The 22,665-nt window shown below is 43.8% G+C and carries 19 protein-coding genes, 1 pseudogene and 1 riboswitch; of the genes and pseudogenes, 16 read left to right on the top strand and 4 right to left on the bottom strand.

Annotation, left to right across the window (positions count from 1 at the left end; genetic code table 11):
• Positions 1 to 2 precede the first annotated feature (2 nt).
• On the bottom strand, positions 3 to 782 hold the full coding sequence (locus tag HHK01_RS13520) for a hypothetical protein (protein WP_170008268.1): 780 nt from the start codon (positions 780 to 782) through the stop codon (positions 3 to 5).
• 333 nt (positions 783 to 1,115) lie between these two features.
• Positions 1,116 to 1,218, top strand: a riboswitch (cyclic di-GMP riboswitch).
• Positions 1,219 to 1,397: 179 nt separating this feature from the next.
• Between HHK01_RS13520 and HHK01_RS13515 the strand changes: the two genes are divergently transcribed.
• The 12 genes and pseudogenes from HHK01_RS13515 to HHK01_RS13465 all read left to right on the top strand — a co-directional run bounded on the left by HHK01_RS13515 (position 1,398) and on the right by HHK01_RS13465 (position 14,097).
• Positions 1,398 to 1,859 (top strand): chemotaxis protein CheX, encoded by a 462-nt coding sequence (locus tag HHK01_RS13515; RefSeq protein ID WP_228027580.1) that lies wholly within the window; start codon positions 1,398 to 1,400, stop codon positions 1,857 to 1,859.
• A gap of 19 nt (positions 1,860 to 1,878) precedes the next feature.
• Positions 1,879 to 2,235: a response regulator gene (locus tag HHK01_RS13510; protein ID WP_170008267.1), complete on the top strand. Its 357-nt coding sequence runs from the start codon at positions 1,879 to 1,881 to the stop codon at positions 2,233 to 2,235.
• 31 nt (positions 2,236 to 2,266) lie between these two features.
• Positions 2,267 to 3,007: pseudogene (locus HHK01_RS15975) on the top strand (MCP four helix bundle domain-containing protein); the annotation flags it as partial.
• On the top strand, positions 2,999 to 3,946 hold the full coding sequence (locus HHK01_RS15970) for a methyl-accepting chemotaxis protein (RefSeq protein ID WP_407646963.1): 948 nt from the start codon (positions 2,999 to 3,001) through the stop codon (positions 3,944 to 3,946). The pseudogene HHK01_RS15975 and the gene HHK01_RS15970, both read left to right, overlap by 9 nt.
• Positions 3,947 to 4,110: 164 nt before the next feature.
• Positions 4,111 to 5,055, top strand: coding sequence for a hypothetical protein (locus HHK01_RS13500; protein ID WP_170008265.1), 945 nt, complete (start codon positions 4,111 to 4,113; stop codon positions 5,053 to 5,055).
• Positions 5,056 to 5,163: 108 nt separating this feature from the next.
• A complete protein-coding gene (locus HHK01_RS13495; RefSeq protein ID WP_170008264.1) occupies positions 5,164 to 6,150 on the top strand; it encodes a LacI family DNA-binding transcriptional regulator in 987 nt (328 codons plus the stop codon).
• The gene (gene rbsK / locus HHK01_RS13490; RefSeq protein ID WP_170008263.1) at positions 6,147 to 7,016 is read left to right on the top strand and encodes a ribokinase; all 870 of its coding nucleotides are present in this window, start codon (positions 6,147 to 6,149) and stop codon (positions 7,014 to 7,016) included. Before HHK01_RS13495 ends, rbsK begins: the two co-directional genes overlap by 4 nt.
• A gap of 4 nt (positions 7,017 to 7,020) precedes the next feature.
• The gene (gene rbsD, locus HHK01_RS13485) at positions 7,021 to 7,413 is read left to right on the top strand and encodes a D-ribose pyranase (RefSeq protein ID WP_170008262.1); all 393 of its coding nucleotides are present in this window, start codon (positions 7,021 to 7,023) and stop codon (positions 7,411 to 7,413) included.
• On the top strand, positions 7,410 to 8,906 hold the full coding sequence (locus tag HHK01_RS13480; RefSeq protein WP_170008261.1) for a sugar ABC transporter ATP-binding protein: 1,497 nt from the start codon (positions 7,410 to 7,412) through the stop codon (positions 8,904 to 8,906). The genes rbsD and HHK01_RS13480 overlap by 4 nt, the downstream gene beginning before the upstream one ends.
• Positions 8,906 to 9,856, top strand: coding sequence for an ABC transporter permease subunit (locus tag HHK01_RS13475; protein ID WP_170008260.1), 951 nt, complete (start codon positions 8,906 to 8,908; stop codon positions 9,854 to 9,856). Before HHK01_RS13480 ends, HHK01_RS13475 begins: the two co-directional genes overlap by 1 nt.
• 34 nt (positions 9,857 to 9,890) lie before the next feature.
• Positions 9,891 to 10,829 carry a ribose ABC transporter substrate-binding protein RbsB gene (rbsB, locus tag HHK01_RS13470; protein ID WP_170008259.1) on the top strand — a complete coding sequence of 313 codons (939 nt, stop codon included), beginning with the start codon at positions 9,891 to 9,893 and terminating at the stop codon, positions 10,827 to 10,829.
• 310 nt (positions 10,830 to 11,139) lie between these two features.
• Positions 11,140 to 14,097: a sensor domain-containing protein gene (locus HHK01_RS13465; RefSeq protein ID WP_228027747.1), complete on the top strand. Its 2,958-nt coding sequence runs from the start codon at positions 11,140 to 11,142 to the stop codon at positions 14,095 to 14,097.
• A gap of 30 nt (positions 14,098 to 14,127) precedes the next feature.
• Here the strand turns inward: HHK01_RS13465 and HHK01_RS13460 are convergent, their stop codons facing one another.
• Both HHK01_RS13460 and HHK01_RS13455 read right to left on the bottom strand, forming a co-directional pair.
• Complete coding sequence (locus HHK01_RS13460) at positions 14,128 to 14,535, bottom strand: hypothetical protein (protein WP_228027579.1); 408 nt, start codon at positions 14,533 to 14,535, stop codon at positions 14,128 to 14,130.
• A 638-nt stretch (positions 14,536 to 15,173) separates the two neighbouring features.
• On the bottom strand, positions 15,174 to 16,415 hold the full coding sequence (locus HHK01_RS13455; RefSeq protein WP_170008256.1) for a polysaccharide deacetylase family protein: 1,242 nt from the start codon (positions 16,413 to 16,415) through the stop codon (positions 15,174 to 15,176).
• A 443-nt stretch (positions 16,416 to 16,858) separates the two neighbouring features.
• On the opposite strand from HHK01_RS13455, the gene HHK01_RS13450 reads away from it, so the two are divergent.
• Positions 16,859 to 18,418: an S-layer homology domain-containing protein gene (locus HHK01_RS13450; protein WP_170008255.1), complete on the top strand. Its 1,560-nt coding sequence runs from the start codon at positions 16,859 to 16,861 to the stop codon at positions 18,416 to 18,418.
• A 103-nt stretch (positions 18,419 to 18,521) separates the two neighbouring features.
• On the opposite strand, the gene HHK01_RS13445 is transcribed toward HHK01_RS13450, so the two are convergent.
• Positions 18,522 to 18,653, bottom strand: a complete 132-nt coding sequence (locus HHK01_RS13445) for a YuzL family protein (RefSeq protein ID WP_170008254.1) — start codon at positions 18,651 to 18,653, stop codon at positions 18,522 to 18,524.
• Positions 18,654 to 18,753: 100 nt separating this feature from the next.
• Here HHK01_RS13445 and HHK01_RS13440 point away from each other — a divergent pair, with 100 nt between their 5' ends.
• The 3 genes from HHK01_RS13440 to HHK01_RS13430 all read left to right on the top strand — a co-directional run bounded on the left by HHK01_RS13440 (position 18,754) and on the right by HHK01_RS13430 (position 22,514).
• A complete protein-coding gene (locus HHK01_RS13440; protein WP_170008253.1) occupies positions 18,754 to 18,996 on the top strand; it encodes a YkuS family protein in 243 nt (80 codons plus the stop codon).
• Positions 18,997 to 19,244: 248 nt separating this feature from the next.
• Positions 19,245 to 19,997 carry a hypothetical protein gene (locus HHK01_RS13435; protein WP_170008252.1) on the top strand — a complete coding sequence of 251 codons (753 nt, stop codon included), beginning with the start codon at positions 19,245 to 19,247 and terminating at the stop codon, positions 19,995 to 19,997.
• A gap of 321 nt (positions 19,998 to 20,318) precedes the next feature.
• Positions 20,319 to 22,514: a 5'-nucleotidase C-terminal domain-containing protein gene (locus HHK01_RS13430; RefSeq protein WP_170008251.1), complete on the top strand. Its 2,196-nt coding sequence runs from the start codon at positions 20,319 to 20,321 to the stop codon at positions 22,512 to 22,514.
• Positions 22,515 to 22,665: the final 151 nt, after the last annotated feature.

Below are 22,665 nucleotides of genomic sequence, written 5' to 3'. Positions count from 1 at the left end.
TATTAATGTAGAGGGTCAAAGTCGTTTTCGTCACTATCTCTAGATGAATTTGTACCGGGCGAGAAGCGTTTATCATGAATTTCTTGTTGACGTCTTCGATCTGCGGGTTCCTTTTCCAATAGTAATTCGATCAGATCATCTCGTGCTTTCTCAGCGTTTGGATGTACACGATGGGTATTGAAATAACGAATGCAATAATCGATTTCGTCTGTAGTCAAACCTCTTTTAATGGGGTCCTCCCAAGTAAGAAAGTTTGTTAAAATGTGTAGTACATGTTCACCTGCTTGCCTCAATGTTCGACTATGGTACATCTTATTAAACTTTGAAACTTGCATCTTATTATATGCATAATCCCGATACCTATCAGGCACACGTTCATCTAGGACATAATTTTTAAATTTCTCCTTAGGAAGTCCCGTTTGTTGAACGAGATAACTGATTTCTTGGGAGCTAACCCGGCTTAATAGTCCATAAATCATCTCCTTCATCCATCCCCAACCCTTTGACTCTATAATAGCGTTTTTTAACGAGCGAGTACGGAGAGACTCCAAGTCGTGAACTTGCTTAATGCTACACTTTAACATCTGCTCTCTGTCACGATACCTCACCATGAAGAATTTGAAGTAATTTGAACAAATATAGTACTCACCGCTGTACGTAAAAACAGTTAAATCGTCGTCCAATGCCACATTGTTATAATTCGCAACACTCTTTCTGATGTCCTCGTTTGTTGTCTGCCAATACGTCCTGATATTTTTTACTGGGATGTACTCGTGAGACAAAATTTTCCCCTCCATAGTTTTTTAGTAAACTATGAAACTTGTAGTTTGTCTTATGCTAAGGAATAGCCCGAGTGTCATCCAGCAGAATTTTAATTATTGGTTGATCCGGTAAACGCTGTATTTGTAGTTTATATAGGAGTCCTTCCATCAAGGGAATAGAAGCCTTTTCTGTGCGTCTACTCGGGAACTATTAACTATTTCAATATAATATTTGTGTTATCCATCAGCGTTACACAGAAGTTTCAAAGTTGTGAAACATGTCGAATATTGTTGATTTTTGTATTAAGACGCTTTATCATTACTTTAGTGCTGTTCCTAAAGTCTTGAATATGTTGATGTTAAAGGCAAACTATTCGAAAGGATAGGACGCAAAGCCTAGAGTCTAAGGTCATGACTGTTCCTAAAGTCACTTGGCTATGATCGCCTGGTTACCAAGTTTAAGATTTCTAATAAAAATCTGTTTGGCCATTCTATGCTCTTTTTAGAATGGTCTTTTTTTTATACTGAAAAGTGGGCTGTATAAGACAGGATAGTTTTTCGATAGCGTTTGTTGCACTTGACGTCAACACAACAGAACCAGTACTCAAAACGGAATCAGATAGGAGTTGGTAAACTTTGTTAACCGAAACAAGAAGTCAAACTGTGGTGGATTTGTTACTACAGGGTACGTATTTATCTATGCAGCGTATCATTCCGATCCATCTCAAAATGGAGGAGCTAAAACAGCTAGAAACCTCATTACCACTACAGTTTGGGGTTTTAATCGGAATTACTGGAGATGTTCGAGGAAAGTTGATTTTAACAGGGAATAAAAAAGTATTCGGAGCCATTGGTCAATCGATGTTTGGCATGCCGTTAGAGGGGGAAATGCTGGCATCGTTTAGTGGCGAGCTCGGCAACATGATCGCTGGCGGCCTGTCTACTAACCTCGTGAAGAAAGGCATTCGGACGGATATTACTGCGCCAACGATCATGCAAGGGGAAGCTTCCCTCTCTGGACATGCCGTGGCCCATCAATTAAGTGTGGCTGTCGAACGCGTAGGTGAGCTGGAAACTTACTTATTACTAGACTACTAGAACAGGAGATGTGGAAGGTATGGCAAAAATACTCGTTACAGACGATGCCCTCTTTATGAGAATGCAGTTAAAAGATATTTTACAAAAGCTCGGTCATGAGGTAGTAGGAGAAGCGGAAAATGGTAGAGACGCAATACATAAGTTTCAGGAATTACAGCCTGACGTCATCACCATGGACATCACCATGCCCGAAATGGACGGTGTCGAGGCTTGCAAAGAGATTAAAAAACTGAATGCCGATGCTAAGGTCATTATGTGCTCGGCCATGGGGCAACAGGGGATGATTATCGACGCCATTCAGGCAGGAGCAAAAGACTTCATCGTGAAACCTTTTGCAGCAAATCGAATTCAAGAAGCGATAGAGAAAGTGTTGTAGAGGAGATGATTAGGTGAAAAGTTTACTGAAGATGAAAAGTATAAAAATGAAGATTTTACTCGGGTTTGCGGTCGTGATTGTGCTTGTTCTTGGACTAGGTATTTTTAACTTTTACTCCATTAACAAGGTCAATAGTGACACGGAGGATATTGTGAATGATCAACTCCCTTTACTCGTTGCTGATGAAAAGCTTGCTTTTAACATGGCACAACGAATTGCTTTGACCCGGGCGTATGTCCTCTATGGTGATAATGATTATAAAGTACGGTTTGACGAGTATACAAAGGCAAGTCAAGAGCAAGAAGAATTTATTTTGAGCGCGAGTGATTCAGAGGAAGTAAAAATTCTCATTAAGCAGAGTGTTGAATGGGAGAAATTGGTCGTTGAACAAGTGTTTGCACAGTTTGATCAAGGCAACGAAGAAGAAGCAATGGTCATTCTCGCCAATGAGGTTCAACCTTTGGCTCGTACCATTATGGACGGGTTTGCGAGTGTGGCTCGTAGCAGAGAAGCCCTTATTCAAGAAGAAGGGGACGCAATTATCAAAAATGGAGAGACCATTTTATTGGCAGGCGGGACCGTCTCTATTCTAGTCGTCCTGCTTGGTGTCGCAGCTGCACTCATTACGACCAGAATCATTACGAAACCTATTATCATGGTGAAGGATCGTATGAATTTAGTTGCGAGCGGAGATTTAAGCCAGGAACCATTAGAACTAAAGTCAGTGGACGAACTAGGCCAGCTTGTCATCGCCACGAACCACATGAGCGACAATACACGCCAACTACTAGGGCAAATCAATACGGTAGCCGAATCTGTTTCAGGTCAAAGTGAAGAGCTGACTCAATCTGCAAATGAAGTGAAAGAAGGTAGTAACCAGGTCGCTTCGACTATGCAAGAATTGGCATCTGGAGCTGAGTCACAAGCAAATAGTGCGAGTGAACTGTCCGTCATGATGGTGACCTTTGCAGAAAAAGTACAAGAAGCCAATACAAACGGTGAAACGATCTATCAATCTTCCAACGAAGTACTATCGATGACCGCAAAAGGCAGTCAACTCATGAGATCATCCATTGAGCAAATGACGATGATCGACGAAATTGTCCAAGGGGCAGTGGAGAAAGTACGTGGCTTAGATAGGCAATCTCAACAAATCTCCAAGCTCGTTTCCGTTATTAAAGACATTGCAGAACAAACGAATTTGTTAGCGCTCAACGCCGCCATTGAAGCAGCACGTGCCGGTGAAGAAGGACGAGGATTTGCCGTCGTTGCCGATGAAGTTCGAAGACTAGCAGAGCAAGTAGCCGTCTCAGTCACAGACATTACTGGCATTGTAAATACAATCCAACAAGAATCGAGTAACGTCACCGCATCCTTACAAGATGGCTACGAAGAGGTCACAAAAGGAACAAATCAAATCAAAACAACAGGCGAAACCTTCGCGGGCATTAGCGATTCCGTTACTGAGATGGTCAACAACATTCAAAGCATCTCTACCAACTTGTCGACCATGGCAAACAATACGGAGGAAATGACGGCGTCCATTGCAGAAATTACCGCCGTCTCCGAAGAATCTGCCGCCGGAATCGAACAAACCTCTGCATCGATTCAACAAACGAACAGTTCCATGGAAGAGGTTGCCACAAGCTCAGGACAGCTGGCAGAATTGGCCGAGGAGTTGAATGAGTTGATTCGGCGGTTTAGGTTGTAGTGCCAGTATAGTGCCGGAACAGGTACCACCCGAAATTTGTCGAACGACTATTGTTGACAAGTGGAAGTCTTGATAGAGAGAAATCTCTTCAGGGCTTTTTTGGGATTTTGCTAATAAACCTTTCTTTTCCTGTCTGAAACTCAACTTATGGTGGAGCAGTAGTGATGAATAGTTTAAGTACGAGGGCAGATATCCGCGGTCAGAGGCAGATATCCGCGGTCAGGAGAATATATCCGCGATCAGGGGCAGATATCCGCGATCAGGGGCAGATATCCGCGGTCAGGGGCAGATATCCGCGATCAGAGACGGATATCCGCGGTCAGGAGAATATATCCGCGGTCAGAAGAATATATCCGCGATCAGAGGCAGATATCTGCGATCGGGAGAATATATCCGCGATCAGGGGCAGATATCCGCGATCAGGGGAATATATCCGCGGTCAGGGGCAGATATCCGCGATCAGGAGAATATATCCGCGATCAGAGGCAGATATCCGCGGTCAGGGGAATATATCCGCGATCAGGGGAATATATCCGCGGTCAGAGGCAGATATCCGCGAACAGGGGCAGATATCCGCGAACAGGGGCAGATATCCGCGATCAGAGGCAGATATCCGCGAACAGGGGCAGATATCCGCGATCAGGGGCAGATATCCGCGATCAGAGACGGATATCCGCGGTCAGCAGAAGATATCCGCGATCAGAGGCAGATATCCGCGGTCAGGAGAATATATCCGCGATCAGAGGCAGATATCCGCGGTCAGAGGCAGATATCCGCGAACAGGGGCAGATATCCGCGATCAGGGGCAGATATCCGCGATCAGAGGCAGATATCCGCGGTCAGGGGCAGATATCCGCGATCAGGGGCAGATATCCGCGATCAGGGGCAGATATCCGCGATCAGGAGAATATATCCGCGATCAGGGGCAGATATCCGCGATCAGGGGCAGATATCCGCGATCAGGGGCAGATATCCGCGGTCAGAGGCAGATATCCGCGGTCAGGAGAATATATCCGCGATCAGGGGCAGATATCCGCGATCAGAGGCAGATATCCGCGGTCAGGAGAATATATCCGCGGTCAAAAAAATATCTGGCGGAGCCCCCTTGACCAAACAAACAAACTCATTTATCCTATCTGTAACGGGTTACACAAAATGAAACCCGTTTTCAACTAAGACAATATGTAAACGGTTACATACAAAAATGGGGAAGATACATGGTAACAATTCGTGACGTAGCGAAAGAGGCGCAAGTATCTGTGGCGACGGTTTCGCGTGTGCTGAATAAGCGTGGATATGTACATGAACACACGCGTGTGAGGGTTGAGGGAGCCATTCATAAATTATCTTATCGACCGAATAATGTAGCGCGTACTTTGTTTAAAAAGCAGTCAAAAATGATTGGATTTCTCGTTCCAGACATCACCAACCCGTATTTTGCACAGCTTGTTCGGGCTGTTGAGCAAGTGACAAATGAGGCGGAATTCACGACGTTTCTTTGCAGTAGCGAAGAGGATTTGCAAAAGGAGCTTCGTCATTTAGAAAAGATGCAGGAAAATCATGTGGATGGTGTCATTGTCATTTCGAACACGCTAGAGTGGGAGCATTTGCAATCGCTTGATATTCCTATTGTGGCTCTAGATCGCACGTTTCATGAAGAAGTACCGACAGTTCGAATTGATAATTATGAGGAGTCGTTGCGGGCCATTCAGCATTTGCTGGACGAAGGGTGTACACGGATTGCCCATATTCAAGGACCTGCTCATATTGCCAACTCGACACTTCGATTTCAAGCCTATACAGATTTAATGCAGGCAAAAGGGTTACCAGTTCTTTCTACAAAGGGAGAATATGATTTAAAAGTCTCTGAACAGGCAGTATCACGGTTGTTAGAGGATCATCCTGATACGGAGGCAATCTACGCGGGTAACGATGTGATGGCTGTCGGCGCACTAAAGGCTGCTCAGCGCATGGGTAAACGGGTTCCTGAAGATTTGCTCATTATGGGGTTTGATGGCATTGATTGGACTGAGATGGTAACGCCAGAAATTTCGACAATGGCACAACCGATTGAAGAGATGGGACGGCAAGCAGCGAAATTGCTTCTTCAACAAATTGAGGAAGGCGTCACTGCTCCAGCCAAAACTGTTTTACACGCTTCACTACTGACAAGACAATCAACACGAGGGAAGGTGAACAGATGATTACGGTTGTAGGTAGCTTAAACATGGACCTTGTAACAACGACAACCAGAGATCCTGAAATGGGTGAAACGATCATGGGAGTGGCGTTTGACACAGTTCCTGGTGGCAAAGGGGCCAATCAAGCCGTGGCTGCTCACAGACTTGGTGGGGACGTGCAATTTATCGGGCGTCTTGGCGACGATGTGTTTGGTCGAGAGTATAGAGAAATACTAAAAAGAGAAGGCATCTCTTTGCAAAATGTGAAACCGGTTACACATCAAAAAACAGGCATTGCGACCATTACCGTGGCAGATTCCAATAATAAAATTATCGTCGTTTCTGGTGCCAATAATAGTTTAACAACAAGCGAAGTAAACAAACACCGCGATGTGATTGCAACGAGTGACTGGCTTGTTCTCCAGCTCGAAGTTCCGTTGGAGGCGAACGAAGCTGCCTTGAAAATTGCGAAGGAAAATGGGGTGCGAGTCATTTTAAATCCTGCGCCGTTCCAAGCCTTCCCGAAAGAGTGGTTTGACATGATGACGTGGTGCACACCAAACGAGACGGAAATGGTGGCGATGCAAGAAGCGTATTCTGATCCGGCGACACGAAAACTTATGCAAAAAAAATGCATTGTGACCAGAGGTGCAGAAGGCGTGAGCTTCTTGAGTGGTGGAGGAGAGGATTTAGTGGCTGCCCCAGCTGTAAAGGTAGTAGATACAACAGGGGCAGGGGACACGTTTACTGGCGCGCTGGCAGTGGCGTTGGATGAGGGGATGACGATAAGAGAAGCCTGCTCTTTTGCCGTAAAAGCCGCATCACTTTCTGTTACAAAGTTTGGTGCACAAGGTGGCATGCCGACTCGATGCGAAGTAGAGGGGATGTGAGTTAATGAAAAAGCAAGGAATTCTCAACAGTGACATTTCCAAGGTGCTCTCGGACATGGGGCATACTGATTTGCTCGTCATTGCAGATTGTGGACTTCCAATTCCAGCAACTGTGAAGAAAATTGATCTGGCGCTAAAACCAGGACTTCCTAGTTTTCTAGAAACATTGGCAGTTGTTTTAGAAGATTTCGAGGTGGAACAAGCCATTATTGCTGAGGAGATGATAGATGAAAATACAGCCCTTTACGATAAGTTGCCATTCCATTCGTTTCCGATAGATAGCGTATCCCATGAAGAGTTGAAACTGCATCTCTCACGGGTACGTGCCGTCATCAGAACCGGAGAAGCTACCCCATACGCGAACATTATGCTGAAAGCTGGGGTGATTTTCTCATGACCCCTTCTATCGTAGAAATGAAAGGCATTCAAAAGTCGTTTTTAAAAGTGCATGTCTTAAAGGGGATCGACTTTGATCTAAAAAAAGGCGAAATTCACGCATTGATGGGCGAAAACGGTGCTGGGAAATCGACGATGATGAAGATATTAACCGGTATGTACAAAGCTGACGAGGGCGACATCCTGTTTAAGGGCAAGAATACGGCATTTTCCGGAGCGAAGGATGCCGAGCAAAATGGGGTTGCTGTCATCCACCAGGAACTGAGTCTCATTCCGCATTTAACGGTTGCGGAAAATATGTTTCTTGGGAAAGAGCTGACTTACGGCAAAACAGGCTGGTTACGAACAAAGGAAATGGAGAGAAAGACAACAGACTTTCTAAACACCTTGGGTATCACACTATCGCCAAGAAAACGTACTGGAGATTTGTCTATCGGCTTGCAACAGATGATTGAAATTGCACGGGCAGTAGCGGCTAATACAGAAGTACTGATCATGGACGAACCGACTGCGGCCCTTACTGATCAGGAGATAGAGACGCTTTTCCAAGTCATGAACAAGCTTCGCGAGCAAGGGGTAGCGATTGTGTACATTTCCCATCGGATGGAAGAAGTATTTCGTATGTCCGATCGGGTAACTGTTCTACGTGACGGCAAATCGATCGGCACAAAACTTACCTCAGAGACGAACTTTGAGGAAATTGTAAGCATGATGGTCGGTCGAGAATTGGGCGAACGTTTTCCTGAACGCACAGCACAAATCGGTGAAGAAAGACTTCGTGTAGAAGGTTTATCACTTGAAGAAACCTTTAAAGACGTCTCCTTTTCAGTAAAGAAGGGAGAAATTGTGGGGATTGCTGGTCTCATGGGTGCAGGAAGAACAGAGATCGTCGAAACGCTTTTCGGTGCAAGGAGGAAAGCGACAGGAAACATTTGGATTGACGGTGAAAAGGTGACGATCCATCGACCTGATCAAGCGATTAAAACGGGTATGGCGCTTATCACAGAAGATCGCAAAGAAAAAGGACTCCTCTTGCAAACAAGTGTGAAGGAAAACATTTCGCTCACACAGTTGAAAAGGCTCGCGACAAAAGGGTGGATCCTTCACCGCAAAGAAAGTGAGCAGGCTGATAAAATGATTCAAAAACTTTCTATCCGTACCGCAGGAAGCCATCAACAAGTGAAGTATTTGAGTGGGGGGAACCAGCAAAAGGTTGTGTTCGCGAAGTGGCTCGGTGTCCAGCCAAAGGTTTTACTATTAGACGAACCAACTCGAGGAGTAGACGTAGGAGCTAAGAAGGAAATTTATACGATTATGAATGAGCTAACGGAACAAGGGGTATCGATCGTTATGGTGTCATCGGAATTGCCTGAGGTGTTAGGAATGTCCGACCGAATACTTGTGCTCCGTGAAGGAAAAGTGACAGGAGAGTTTTACAAAGAAGACGCCACACAGGAAAAAATCATGGAGGCAGCCACAGGAGGGATGAACTGATGAACTTAAACTTAGGAGCGGAAAAGGCAAATATTCTCCAAAAGATGGGGCCATTATTAGGATTAATTCTTATTTTATTCGTTATAAGTATACTGAGTCCGAATTTCATGGATGCGGACAACTTGTTAAATATTCTTAGACAAGTTTCAGTCAATGCCCTGATCGCTTTTGGGATGACATTTGTTATTTTGACGGGTGGCATTGATTTATCCGTAGGTTCCATTTTGGCATTAGCGTCCGCACTCACCGCTGGAATGTTGACAGCAGGGATGGATCCAATTCTTGCCGTTTTACTCGGGCTACTAGCTGGAGCAGTTATGGGGGCATTTAACGGTCTCTTAATTACAAAGGGGAAGATAGCTCCGTTTATTGCAACGTTAGCGACGATGACGATTTTTCGGGGGCTAACACTTGTGTACACGGAAGGGCGTCCGATCACGGGGTTGTCCGAATCGTTCAGCTTTCAAATGCTAGGTAAAGGGTACTTCTTAGGTGTTCCATTTCCCGTCATTACGATGGCAGCTGCCTATATTATTTTGTATTTACTTTTAACAAAGACAACGTTTGGTAGAGGGACCTATGCGGTAGGCGGGAACGAAGAAGCGTCAAGACTTTCTGGACTTCGCGTCGATCGTATTAAAATGGGTGTGTACTCTATTGCTGGTATGCTATCGGCGCTCGCTGGTATCACGCTCACATCCCGATTAAACTCAGCGCAACCAACAGCCGGTACTTCCTACGAACTCGATGCGATCGCAGCTGTAGTGCTCGGCGGAACGAGTTTGTCTGGGGGGAGAGGGTGGATCTTCGGTACATTGATTGGGGCACTCATCATTGGAGTGCTGAACAATGGGTTAAACCTTTTGAATGTATCTTCGTTTTATCAACAAGTGGTCAAAGGTGGCGTCATTCTCCTAGCAGTATTGCTAGATCGAAAGAAAGCTGCCTAACCTATAAAAATTCTGTTACAGGGGGTATGGAACGATGAAGAAATGGTTGTTTAGTAGTCTTGTAATTCTTTTTGTGCTTGTATTATCAGCTTGCTCATTGGAACAAGGGTCAGAAGAGGAAGAAGAGCCTAATGGTAATGATGCAGATACAGGTGATGGGGAGGTAGTGATTGGCTTGTCAATCTCCACATTGAACAATCCGTTCTTTGTGACGCTAAGAGACGGTGCTGAGGCAAAGGCAGAGGAACTTGGCTATGAGGTACGGACAGTGGATGCCCAAAACGACCCGGCGACACAGTTGAGTGATATCGAAGATCTAATTCAACAAGGGGTAGATTTACTCATTATAAACCCAACTGACTCTGACGCAGTAGGAGCAGCGATTGAATCTGCGAACAATGCAGATATTCCTGTCATCACAGTAGATAGAAGCGCGACAACAGGTGAAGTGGTTACCCACATTGCATCTGATAACGCTGCAGGTGGAAAAATGGCCGGCGAATTTATCATCGAACAAGTTGGTGATAGTGGCAAATTAATTGAGTTGGAAGGAATCGCAGGCTCATCTGCCGCACGGGAGCGGGGAGCAGGATTTAATGATGCGGTTAGTGCAGCAGCAGGATTTGAAGTCGTGGCAAAGCAAACAGCCAACTTTGACCGGGCAGAAGGTCTGTCTGTTATGGAAAATATCATCCAAAGTAATCCAGAATTCGACGCTGTGTTTGCGCATAACGATGAAATGGCACTTGGAGCCCTGCAAGCACTTGAAGCAGCAGGGATGGAAGATGTGATCGTTGTGGGTTTTGACGCTACAGCCGACGCCGTAGCCGCAGTGGAAGAAGGGCGGATGGACGCAACTGTCGCTCAAAAGCCAGATCTTATGGGAGCACAGGCAGTGGAAGCAGCAGAGAAGGTGCTAGCTGGTGAGACAGTAGACGAATTTATTCCAGTTGAATTAGAGCTTGTGAAGTAACAAGTTGTTCGGTGCAAGTTGCCCATCCGAACTTTTTGAGACGAAAGAAGTACACTTGCTCCATTAAAATCCCCTAAAACTACTTAGGGGATTTTTTATATTTCTATGGCAAAATGCGTGATTGAAGTCGAAATAGAGCTTTCGACAAAATTCGGGGCGTACCAGTTCCTGTAGTACTTCGACAAAATTCGGGGCGTACCAGTTCCTGTACCACCATATTTTGGTTCTCAAGGTGTCGTGTTATTTTCCGATATAAGTTGTAATCTAGTTGTTTCTGTTCACTTGTGGCGTAGGGGGGATAAATTTGAAGGTGATAGATTTTTTGCAAGAGAAAATGAAGGGATTTTATCGGCAAGAGTCATCATCTCAAGCTGCCGATTGCAACCTGACGAAGGAGAGAATAGGGGTTATTGATGGGCTGTTTTCGCACCATCCAGATGCGATCTTTCTCTTGGATATCGATGGGAATATGCACTATTTTAACCATGCTGTGAAGATGATTTTCGGTTATTCACACCAAGATCTCCGCCAACATTTTCTAGACTATATTGTTGAGGAGGAGCGGGAGAGCGGAATTGCTTTTTTTCGCAAGGTTTTGCATGGATCGGCACACAATTATCAAGTGGTCGTTACGCATACAAACGGTACACGGATGAATGTGGATGTCACGGGTATTCCTGTGTTTACTGTAAAAAGGCAAATTTGCGGCGTATGTATATTGGCTAAAGATATAACAGTAGACGTTCAAAACCGTAAAGATTTGGTGAAGTTGAAGGACAATTTGGAATCAGCACAGCAAGTTGCGAATATTGGAAGCTGGGATTACGACCGTTTAGAGAATGAATTCTTTTGGTCAAATCAGACGTACCGGTTGTTTAGTATCGATCCAACGAGTGCGTTCGTTCCTACTTATGAAGATATTTTGGAGAGGGTTCACCCCGAAGACCGCCGTTATACAGATGATCAGTTTCGACAGTCTGCAGCTCGTTGTGAAAGTTTTGATTTTGAGTTTCGGGTAATACGAACAGACGGCACTACCATTCATGTGTACGCGCGCGGCGATGCGATATTAGATGAAAATCGAAAAGCCGTTCGGTTTATTGGCACCATTCAAGATATCACGTTACGCAAAGAAGCCGAAATCAAATTAAAAGAGAGCGAGCAACGGTTTAAAAACATTTATAACAACTTAGAGGTGGGCATTTGGTCTTTTAACGTAAAAGAAAATGACTATTTTCTCGTTTCCCCTGGTATAGAATCGGTCACTGGATATTCACCTGAAGCGTTTCAAAATGGATTACCGTGGGAGTCTATCGTTTACCCAAAGGATGTATCTGCTTATCTTACCAATCAGACCCATTTAGAAAAAGGCGAGGCTATTTTTCACTCCTACCGTATCCGAACGAAAAGCGGTGAGCTGCGATGGGTTCAAGATCGCACGTTACCTGTACATGATGTAAGCGGTAACCTGATTCGAATTGATGGGATTATTACGGACATTACTGAGCAAAAAAACATTGAAGAACAGATGACTTACTTTGCGTATCACGACTATTTAACAGACTTGCCAAACCGGAGAATGTTTGATGAGAAAATAGAGGAATTGCTTACGTCTGAACAACCCTTTGCCATGATGTATTTAGACCTCGATCGTTTTACCACGATCAATAATGCATTAGCCCATTCGATTGGTGATAAAGTACTTCGGCAATTTGGGGAGCGAATGACGAAACTTTTGGATCATTCCTCTCTATTTGCAAGGATGGGTGGAGATGAGTTTGCGATCCTCATATGGAACATACGGGATAAGAACAAGCCGATAAACTTAGCCAGAACGATCATTGACCGGATGAAAACCCCTTTTACGATTGATGATTTTGACATTTACTTAACGACAAGTGTCGGCATTAGTTTGTTTCCAGAAGACGGAAAGACGAAAAAGGACTTAGTAAAGCATGCAGATGCCGCTTTGTATCGTGCCAAAGAAAATGGAAAAAATAATTATCAAATTTTTTCCGCATCCTTAAACATTGAGTCGTACAAATCATTTGTACTAGAGAGAGATTTGCGAAAAGCTTTGCAAAAAGAACAGTTTATCCTTCATTTTCAGCCGCGAGTGAACGCAATAACAGGCGAAGTGATCACTGCGGAAGCGCTCATTCGCTGGAATCATCCAGAGTGGGGGCTAATTTCTCCGAACGAGTTCATCCCACTCGCAGAGGAAAACGGGTTCATTGTTGAAGTAGGAGATTGGGTTGTCAAACAGGTTTGCCGGTGCATTTCTTCTTGGAAAAACCAAGGTCACCAGGTCGTTCCGATATCGATTAACGTTTCCGCACAAAGTTTCTTGACAAAAGATTGGGTCGCATCCATTATACAAGCAGTTCAAAAGGATCAGGTCGATCCACAACTTCTGGAGTTTGAAATTACAGAAAGTGTACTCATTGAACATGAGGAAGTTGTGTTCGATGCCATCCACACGTTACAGGAGATGGGTGTTCGCTTTGCACTGGACGATTTTGGGACAGGCTATTCGTCGTTAACGTATTTGAGAAAATTTCCAATTGATACGATTAAAATGGACAGATCCTTCATTCAAAATAGTACAGAATTCGAACGTGACAAGAAGATTATCACAGCGATTATTTTTCTTGCAAAGAGCTTGGACATGCGAGTGGTCGCTGAGGGTGTTGAGACCATTGAACAATTCACGTTTCTACGACAACAGAAATGTGATGAAATTCAGGGCTATCTATTTAGCAAACCCGTGGATGAAAGGGAGTTTCAACGTTTATTAGCACAAGGTATCCTTTACCCAGGGAAGCGCCATCAAGATATAGAAGTACACGTTGAAAGAAGGAAATATGAGCGTATCTCGTTGCCATTCCCTCTTGGTGCCGGCATGTCGCTCCTCTCTATCCATAATAAAAAGGTAGAGCTTGGACAAACAAACGTTCTACTAGAGAATATTTGTCCAAAGGGTGTTAAATTCCTTTCGACAATTGATTTGCCCGTACGTCCGGACCTCATTCTACAGTTTGAAACGCTCATCATGGGAAAAAACGTTCTATTAAAGGGGCATCCTATATGGAAGCACGACTCTAAAGATTTATTTCTATACGGAGTAGAATTGATGACAACGGAGGGTGAACGAGCAGACCTTGAGGAGTTACTAAATGAATTTTCCCACCAAATAGAGATGGCCCCTCTTGTACCAGAGTCCAACTTTGTTCAAATAGGGAGAGTCGACTACTTTAAAAAAATGTAGGGAACTGTGAAGTTGGGGGAGAGCTGGAACCTAAGAAGAACGGTCAACAAAGGCCTCCTCTTGCCATCGTTGATAAAAGTAGATGATAAACGACAGGGCTGTCATAATTAGGAAGGCTTGAAACTCGGATAGGTTCTTCATTTCGTGCATGCCAAGCATTTCCATCCACTTGAGAAAACCAAACGAAAACAAGGCATCAACTACTAAATTGGTTACGATAAACAACCAGAAGCTTTGGTATGTAAAGTAAAAAATCCAAATGGTGCCAACCAAAAAGGTGCCATAAACATAAGAAGGGTTAGTGATTTTCCCCCACGGAAGGATGGACTCCTTGATCTCCCACCACTCATATATGAAAGCTATTTCGTAAATAATACTTAATAGTAAGGCGACAAAGATTCCCACAGGCATAAAGCGTTTGATACTTCTCCGATTCATAAAAAACAGAGAAAGCCAAGGGAAAAGGAGCAGGCTCCATAAAAGTATGGTGTTGAACACTTCATCACCTCCGTGTGCTTAGTTCATGTGGTTATACTCCCAGTTTTAGGTTGTGAGAGTACTTTTATGCAAAAAACCATTCATGAGCTTTGCACTCAACCAAGCAGGAAACAAGTCACAAAGTAGTCGAGTTGTGATCAAGGCGGCGCGAGTGAAGCCCCACGTAGTTCACCAATCAACAATCCGAAGTTGTTATCTAATAGGATAGATCATGATGTTAGGGTTCTGCGTAACTCCGCCCCTTTTCCACAAAAACCATTCACGAGCTTTGCACTCAACCATGCAGGAAACGAATCACAAAGCAGTCGAGTTGTGATCAAGGCGGCGCGAGTGAAGCCCCACGTAGTTCACCAATCAACAATCCGAAGTTGTTATCTAATAGGATAGATCATGATGTTAGGGTTCTGCGTAACTCCGCCCCTTTTCCACAAAAACCATTCATGAGCTTTGCACTCAACCATGCAGGAAACAAGTCACAAAGTAGTCGAGTTGTGATCAAGGCGGCGCGAGTGAAGCCCCACTAGTGAAAATTGTTCATATAGACATCACCTTTTGATGGAGGGTACATACAAAAGTAGCTACTCTGTATAGGTTCCGTATAGCTTCGCTTTAAAATCTTCTAACGTATGACGGGGCGCAATCCCTTGTCGGGGAAGTGTCATTGGGTTCATCCCTAAGCGAACATTGTCTCGTTCTGTAGTGAATGCCATGCGAATTCCAGCGTCAAGGGAACCCGCGATCGCCGTATCGTTGTATTGACCCCAAGGATACGCTAAGTACTTTACATCATCAGGGCTTTTCACCGCTGACGACTTATTCATCTGAATTTTCCCTTTTTCTAAGTCTGCTGTAATTTCCTTGCGACTGTAGGTAAGCATGTACGGTGTGTTCGTATCTCTTGTTCGGAGATGCATTGCGTTCGTATGGGTTTGATTATCTAACACATCACCCGAATCATCCATTTCCTTTAAACCCATATATTGTAGTGATGTTTCATCCCAGGGCTCTGCTTGTCCACGTATACGGTCGCCAATGGCAAAATTAACGGCATTCATACCATATTCACGCAAAATAGGAACCGCATATTTATATGTAGATAATAATCCGTCGTCGAACGTGATCAGTACTACTTTGCCTGTTAAGTTGGCTTTGTAGTTCATATAGCTATCAAGTTCTGCTAATTCTATTGTGCGCCAGGAAAACCTACTTAAGTATTCCATTTGAGTTCTAAATGAGTCGACATTGATCACCATAGAGTTTGTGCCCCATCCCGAACTCGTGCGATTCTCCACGATATTATGGTACATAAGAACAGGAATCCCTTTATCCTTCTCCACAAAACGAGCTGAGATATAGCCTAAGCGATTTCCTATATCCACACGGTAATATTCCCCTATGCGATCAACTATGGGGTACCGAATGTTCCTTCCTATTACCGCATAGCCTTTGTCGTCGCCAATATCTTCAAATACTGTAACTGGACGTTGTGTAATGATGACATTGGTACTGTTAGGAAAGGTGATGTTGTTCATATTGCTGTAATTCGTTGTATATATTTCCAAACCTAGTGCTTTGGGAAAGTAAGCGGTGTGATTTCCAAACTTAACGTAATAGTACTTTGCGTCTTCGGCCACCAGTGTGTAGGCTTCACTAGCTACTAACATCCCGACTTTAATTTGCTCACCATTGATATCATCAAAAATAGCTGTATTCTCAGGTACTTGTACGTATCGATAATCACTGGCTTCCGTTGTGCTTGTAAATAGTAAAACTCCAAGTAAGGGTAATGTGCTTGCTAATACGGTTATTATATGTCGCAAATCATGAACCTCCTATTCTTTTACTCTATGAAAAAGGCGGATAAAGTTGTTCTCGCTATGAAGATATGTCAGAAAGATTTTTTAAGGTGTGAATTTTGCTCCTGACTTCTAGAGTTGTAGTTCTTTATATTTATATTCAAATAACTATTTAACTTTTAATGGATATTTATAGGCTAAACGATCTGGTTGTGTTTGGCAATGGGAAACTCCTGAGAGTTATAGATATATATCGGAATATTTAAAGGGGTCATGTAATAAACACTCTTATCCCTACTAAGTAACTGAGTTGGTTCTGTGTTGAAGAAAAAATACGTGGGAGTTACGCTTTTATGTTCGTGGATATACGTTTCCATAACCTTCTTGTAGTCAAGTTCTGTAAAACTTGGTAAAGTAATTTTTGTAGCAAACTTGTAATATTTACGGACTAATAAGGAGGAAATAATTTGGGCAAGATTTCAAAATTCATGACCGGTGCAACAGCGTTTGTGCTCACAAGTAGTGTGTTTTTCTCTAGTGTACAAGCAGAAGAGTCCAATTCACTTTCAGATATTCAAGGTTCAAGGTTTGCTGAAGAGATTCAAAGGTTAGTAGATGAAGGTGTTGTCGATGGATACACTGATGGTACGTTTCGTCCGAAAGAAGAGTTGACGCGTCAACAAGCAGCGAAGTTGATTGCCGAAGCGCGAGATCTCACAACTCCTGAAGTCATTGATCCGATGGCAAACGAAGCTAGCAACACATTCCGTGACTACGTAGCGGCAACGATTGAAGCAGGTATCTTTGAAGGAAACAGCGACGGTTCTTTTGGAGCGACAGACACGCTAACTCGCGAGCAAATGGCATCTGTTCTCGTGCGTGCATTTGACTTGGAGTTTGACAATCTACCGTTTGAATTTACAGACGCTGATTCATTTAGCCCGTCACACAGTCAAGACATCTTTACATTGGCTGAGTACGAAATTACATTTGGGTACACGGATGGAGGATTCCGACCAGAAGAAACTGTGGACCGTGAAATGTTTGCAGCGTTTGTATACCGTACAATGGACAATTTGGGTCTTTTGACGCCAGATATTACATCAGGAGACATTGCGGCAACAGAATGGACAGTTCCTTTTGATCCAAGTGAAGATGGAGACTACAATTTAACTTTCATGTATGATGGCTTTGAGACATATGCTGACGAACTGATTAATTATGGCTATGATGTGACGTTCAAACCTAGTGTAGAAGGTGCACTATTAGATGAAAAAACGGGTCTTATTAATTCAAGTAAGTTTGAATATGGAGACACGTTTACGTACAGTGTAATGATTAAGGATCCAGACGGTGAACTTGTAACAGAAGTGTCCGATACAGAAGCAAAAGCAGTTGATTTTGATACGACTCTATTATGGATTTACGAAGGTACCCTTTTTGCCAATGGTGTTGAAATTATGGCTGAGGAAGAACTCATTTTGTCAACATCCGATAAAGATGTGTACCTAGGTAAGATGATTGGTTCTAACTTTAAACTTGAAGATATGGAAGTTATGCCAGAGGATGTGGAGTTAAGCTCTGAAAATCCTGAGATAGTAGAGGTTGCTGCGGATGGCACCATTTCTATTAACTCCGCAGGCACAGCTCTTCTTACTTTGAAAACTGAGTTCTCGGAAAGTCAAATTCAAATTGAAGTGGTGGACGAAGCACGCACACCTTCAGAGCTGGTTATCCCTGGACCGGTTGAAGTAACAGCTGGGGATACACATACGTTCACTGCTTTAGTAACTGATCAATTTGGTGAGGCAATGAAGGATGTTCCACTTACTAATGGAACAGTGACTAACGAAGCTGGTGAGGTAATTGCGGAAGTTTCAGCAACTCCAAGCAACGAATTAGGTGAAGTTGAAGTAACGGTTTCAGGTTCTTTAGCTGGTACTGGGACGTTTGAATTAACAAGCGGAGAAGATGTTTTAGAAACGCTTTCTGTAACTGTTGAAGATGTAGTAGAGAAACCAGAATAATATCCACTTCCTTGATTGTTCACTCTCTATAAAAATGCAGGCATCCACAAAGTATCTTTTAAATCCCCTGGGACTTCATGCAAAGTCCAGGGGATTTTTGCTTTTAAGGATTACGAGGTCTTCTTCGCGTTGAATCCATTTTTACATTCCCTGTTTCGGTATTTGTGGTTCCTTGTCCTTCAGGTCGCGGTGAACCTAATCCTGCCTTGGACGCATCTTGTTTTTTGCGCTTCATGGAATTCGCCCCTTTTTTGTGTTAAAACCCATTTAGTAGGATGCGCGTTTCAGAATATTTTATGACGAAACGGAGAATCTTACAGGTGGAGGTGCTTAACATGAGCAAAATTGCGGTAGAACAATCGTTAACAGACATTCAACAAGCTTTGCGAGCGAAAGGCTATGACGTAGTCGAACTGAAGCAGGAGTCTGACGCGAAGGACAGTGACTGCTGCGTGATCTCAGGCCAGGATCAAAACGTCATGGGCATGGCAGACGCAACTACAAAAGCTTCAGTTATCTCCGCACGTGGGATGACGGCAGATGAGGTTTGTCAGCAGGTGGAAGAGAAGATCCGCTAGAAAATTTTTAAACCTTTAGAAGGGGTGATTCTTCTGAAGGTTTTTTTATGTTTTCTATTTATTAGACGTTGTCGAACAGAAGTTATACATTGCATTTAGATGATTCAAAAAATGGACGTTCTATTCAGTAATCTTGTGTAAGTGGCGGACGAGGAATAGGTGGCAAATTTTTCTTAGTCTTTAGAAAGAGTAGAATTCCAATTCAACGCTTAGGACTCCCAAAAGACGTAGCGCATGCGGTTCCTTTCTTGCTCACCCAAATTCCTCATATATCACCGGTCAGGGGAATATATCCGCGGTCAGGGGCAGATATCCGCGATCAGAGGCAGATATCCGCGATCAGGGGCAGATATCCGCGATCAGGGGCAGATATCCGCGATCAGAGGAATATATCCGCGGTCAGGGGAAGATATCCGCGATCAGGGGAATATATCCGCGAACAGGGGCGGATATCCGCGGTCAGAGGAATATATCCGCGGTCAGAGGAATATATCCGCGGTCAGAGGAATATATCCGCGGTCAGGGGCGGATATCCGCGGTCAGGGGAATATATCCGCGATCAGGGGCAGATATCCGCGATCAGAGGAATATATCCGCGGTCAGGGGCAGATATCCGCGATCAGGGGCCGATATCCGCGGTCAGGGGAATATATCCGCGATCAGGGGCCGATATCCGCGAACAGAGGCAGATATCCGCGATCAGAGGAATATATCCGCGGTCAGGGGCAGATATCCGCGGTCAGAAGAATATATCCGCGAACAGGGGAATATATCCGCGAACAGGGGCGGATATCCGCGGTCAGAGGAATATATCCGCGATCAGGGGCGGATATCCGCGATCAGGGGAATATATCCGCGGTCAGAGGAATATATCCGCGAACAGGGGAATATATCCGCGAACAGGGGAATATATCCGCGAACAGGGGAATATATCCGCGAACAGGGGAATATATCCGCGGTCAGAAGCAGAAACAGCTGCAAATGGAGTAAACGAGCTGTAGTGTCGCTCGTCTCTATACAAGCTCTTGCGCACCGCAGTGTGGAGTCAGCAAAACAAAGAAGCGCGAAATGAAATGGCACTTGGCAGTAGGCGAAGGACTATTCTATTGCCATTTTTCATAAAAACTAAGCGGTGAGATTATCTAAAAGAGGAAGACTTCCATTCACAAGTAGGCATTTATACCTATTTGTCAGACGTCTAAACATAAGGAAGTTCCGCCTGTTTTTAAAAACTTTGCAAAGAGTATACACGATCTTAACAAGTACATGCTAAACTGAGACCGTTGACATAAAATCGACACATTTCAGGAGGAGATTTATACATGTTCCGTAAACAAGGGAAACGTCTCGTTAGTGTGGCACTTACATCTGCTTTAGCAGTAGGTGCTTTTGCTACTCCGTTCAGCACGAGTTTAGTAAAAGCAGAGAGTGATAATATTAAAGTGCAATTAATAGGTTTGAATGATTTGCACGGGAATTTGGATACCGCTAGCAGCTTGGACTACGATAAAGACGGGGAAGAAGAATCTGTAGGTGGTCTCGATTATTTAGCGTCTAAGATAAAGGAAAAACGCGCAGAACAGCCGAATACGTTACTCGTAAATGCGGGAGACATGATTGGTGCGTCACCACTTCTATCCGCAGCCTTTCATGACGAACCTACCATTGAAGCACTTAACGAACTTCAATACGATGTCGGAGTTCTTGGAAACCACGAGTTTGATGAAGGAATTGCTGAATTAAAGCGTATCGTATACGGTGGAGAGCATGAAGACGGGACAAGTATTGAAGGGTATGATGGTGCTGATTTTGATATTTTATCTGCCAATATGGTGGATGATTCTACTGGCGAGCTAATTATGAAGCCTTATACGGTTAAAGAGGTTGACGGGGCAAAAATTGGCTTTATCGGAATCACAACAACCGAGACACCGAATATGATTGTACAAACAGGTAACGAAAATTTACGTGTGATAGATGAAACAGAAGCGATCAACAAATATACAAATGAATTAAAGGAACAGGGTGTTAAGGCAATTGTGGTGCTTGCACATAACCAAGTATTTGCAGATGAATCTGAGGATACAGAAAGTTCTAGTGACTTAGCTAACATTGCTCAAAATATTGACGACGAAGTAGATGTTATCTTTGGCGGACACAACCAGATCATTGTAAATCGTACGATAGACAACAAGTTAATCGTCCAATCTGGTGAGTATGGAAAAGCGTATAGCGATGTGGATATTGAAATTGACCCTGAAACAGGGGACATTGTGAAGAAAGAAGCCGTCATTGAGTACAACGATCGCAACGAAGGCACTCAAGACCAATCCATGAAAGAGTTGATTGATCGCTTCAAGGAACTTGTAGAGCCAATCGAAAATGAAGTCGTTGGAGAAGCGGCAACTGCTATCGAAGGTGGCTACGCAGGTCGCGGTCCAGTCGGGGACAATGCACTAGGGAATTTAATTGCGGATAGTATGAAAGCTGCCGGAGATGCTGATATCGCCATGATGAATGGTGGAGGGATTAGAGCCGATCTTGATGCAGGTGACATTACGTATGGTGAATTATTTAAAGTCCAACCGTTCAACAATTTGCTAGTTAAATTTGAACTCACTGGAGAAGAATTAAAACAGGCAATGAACCGTCAATTCTCTAGCTACGGTCCGGACTACTCAATTGCTGGATTCCAATATACTTGGAACTACGAAGATCAAGCTATCGTTGACATAAAAGGTGAGAACGGTGAGCCTCTTGACTTGGACAAAACGTATTCCGTTGTGGTTAACAATTATATGTTTGGAGATCCAGATATGGCTTTTTCCGACTTTTATGAGGGGAAAGGCGAGAACATTGCCCTAGATATTGATGCGTTTGAAGATTATGTGAGAGCTCAAGAAGGGGCAATTACGTACGAAGCAGAAGGTCGGATTGTTGAGGTTGATGCAGATGGAGAAGTTGCTCTTCCATTCGTTGATGTTGACACAGATGACTGGGCATACGACTTTATTCAAGACCTTTACAACAGAGATGTTTTAAATGGCACTACAGACACTGTCTTCTCACCGGATCGTGACATGACACGCGCCGAATTCACGACGATGTTAGTTCGTGGTTTAGACCTTACGGGTGAAGTAAAAAACCTTCCTTTTGAGGATCTACAAGACGCTTCAAGTGAGGTAAGAACAGCAGTTGCGGCAGCTTATGACAACGGAATCGTTCAAGGTGTGAGCGAGAACACGTTCAATGGGACTGCATCTATTACTCGTGTTGAGATGACCGTCATGGCTATGCGTGCATATGAATTGTTAACGGGAGAGGCTTACGTTGCTGAGGGAGAAGCTACGTTCGAAGATATAGGGGCTCTTCGTGTAGAGTCAGCAGCATCGGTCCATGGTGCTTATGAATTAGGTCTTGTTGATGGATTCACAGACACTGAATTCAAGCCATATGAAACAGCGACCCGTGCACAGTTAGCAAAAGTATTCTCCTTATTTTTAAGCGTAACAGAATAAGTATTGGGCCTGTTCTTATCCTATAAGAACAAGCATTTTTCAACCAAAAAGGCACGATCGAATGAGTTAATATTTTCATTGTTTACCTTGTTTTCCTGCACGGTTATGGTAAAATGTACTTGTAAGACCTGTTTTGTATCTTTAAATAATT

Source organism: Bacillus fonticola (assembly GCF_012955605.1).
GTDB classification, from domain to species: domain Bacteria; phylum Bacillota; class Bacilli; order Bacillales; family JC228; genus Bacillus_CG; species Bacillus_CG fonticola.
The sequence above is the reverse complement of the archived record's forward strand: the minus strand, read 5'-3'. Positions and strand labels throughout refer to the sequence as shown.

What these genes read in the sequence shown, in the direction of transcription:
- HHK01_RS13510 (WP_170008267.1), top strand. Translation starts at nt 1,879, where the DNA reads ATGGCAAAAATACTCGTTACAGACGATGCCCTCTTTATGAGAATGCAG.
- HHK01_RS15970 (WP_407646963.1), top strand. Translation starts at nt 2,999, where the DNA reads ATGAGCGACAATACACGCCAACTACTAGGGCAAATCAATACGGTAGCC.
- HHK01_RS13500 (WP_170008265.1), top strand. Translation starts at nt 4,111, where the DNA reads ATGAATAGTTTAAGTACGAGGGCAGATATCCGCGGTCAGAGGCAGATA.
- HHK01_RS13495 (WP_170008264.1), top strand. Translation starts at nt 5,164, where the DNA reads ATGGTAACAATTCGTGACGTAGCGAAAGAGGCGCAAGTATCTGTGGCG.
- rbsK (WP_170008263.1), top strand. Translation starts at nt 6,147, where the DNA reads ATGATTACGGTTGTAGGTAGCTTAAACATGGACCTTGTAACAACGACA.
- rbsD (WP_170008262.1), top strand. Translation starts at nt 7,021, where the DNA reads ATGAAAAAGCAAGGAATTCTCAACAGTGACATTTCCAAGGTGCTCTCG.
- HHK01_RS13480 (WP_170008261.1), top strand. Translation starts at nt 7,410, where the DNA reads ATGACCCCTTCTATCGTAGAAATGAAAGGCATTCAAAAGTCGTTTTTA.
- HHK01_RS13475 (WP_170008260.1), top strand. Translation starts at nt 8,906, where the DNA reads ATGAACTTAAACTTAGGAGCGGAAAAGGCAAATATTCTCCAAAAGATG.
- rbsB (WP_170008259.1), top strand. Translation starts at nt 9,891, where the DNA reads ATGAAGAAATGGTTGTTTAGTAGTCTTGTAATTCTTTTTGTGCTTGTA.
- HHK01_RS13460 (WP_228027579.1), bottom strand. Translation starts at nt 14,535, where the DNA reads ATGAATCGGAGAAGTATCAAACGCTTTATGCCTGTGGGAATCTTTGTC.
- HHK01_RS13445 (WP_170008254.1), bottom strand. Translation starts at nt 18,653, where the DNA reads ATGAAGCGCAAAAAACAAGATGCGTCCAAGGCAGGATTAGGTTCACCG.
- HHK01_RS13440 (WP_170008253.1), top strand. Translation starts at nt 18,754, where the DNA reads ATGAGCAAAATTGCGGTAGAACAATCGTTAACAGACATTCAACAAGCT.
- HHK01_RS13430 (WP_170008251.1), top strand. Translation starts at nt 20,319, where the DNA reads ATGTTCCGTAAACAAGGGAAACGTCTCGTTAGTGTGGCACTTACATCT.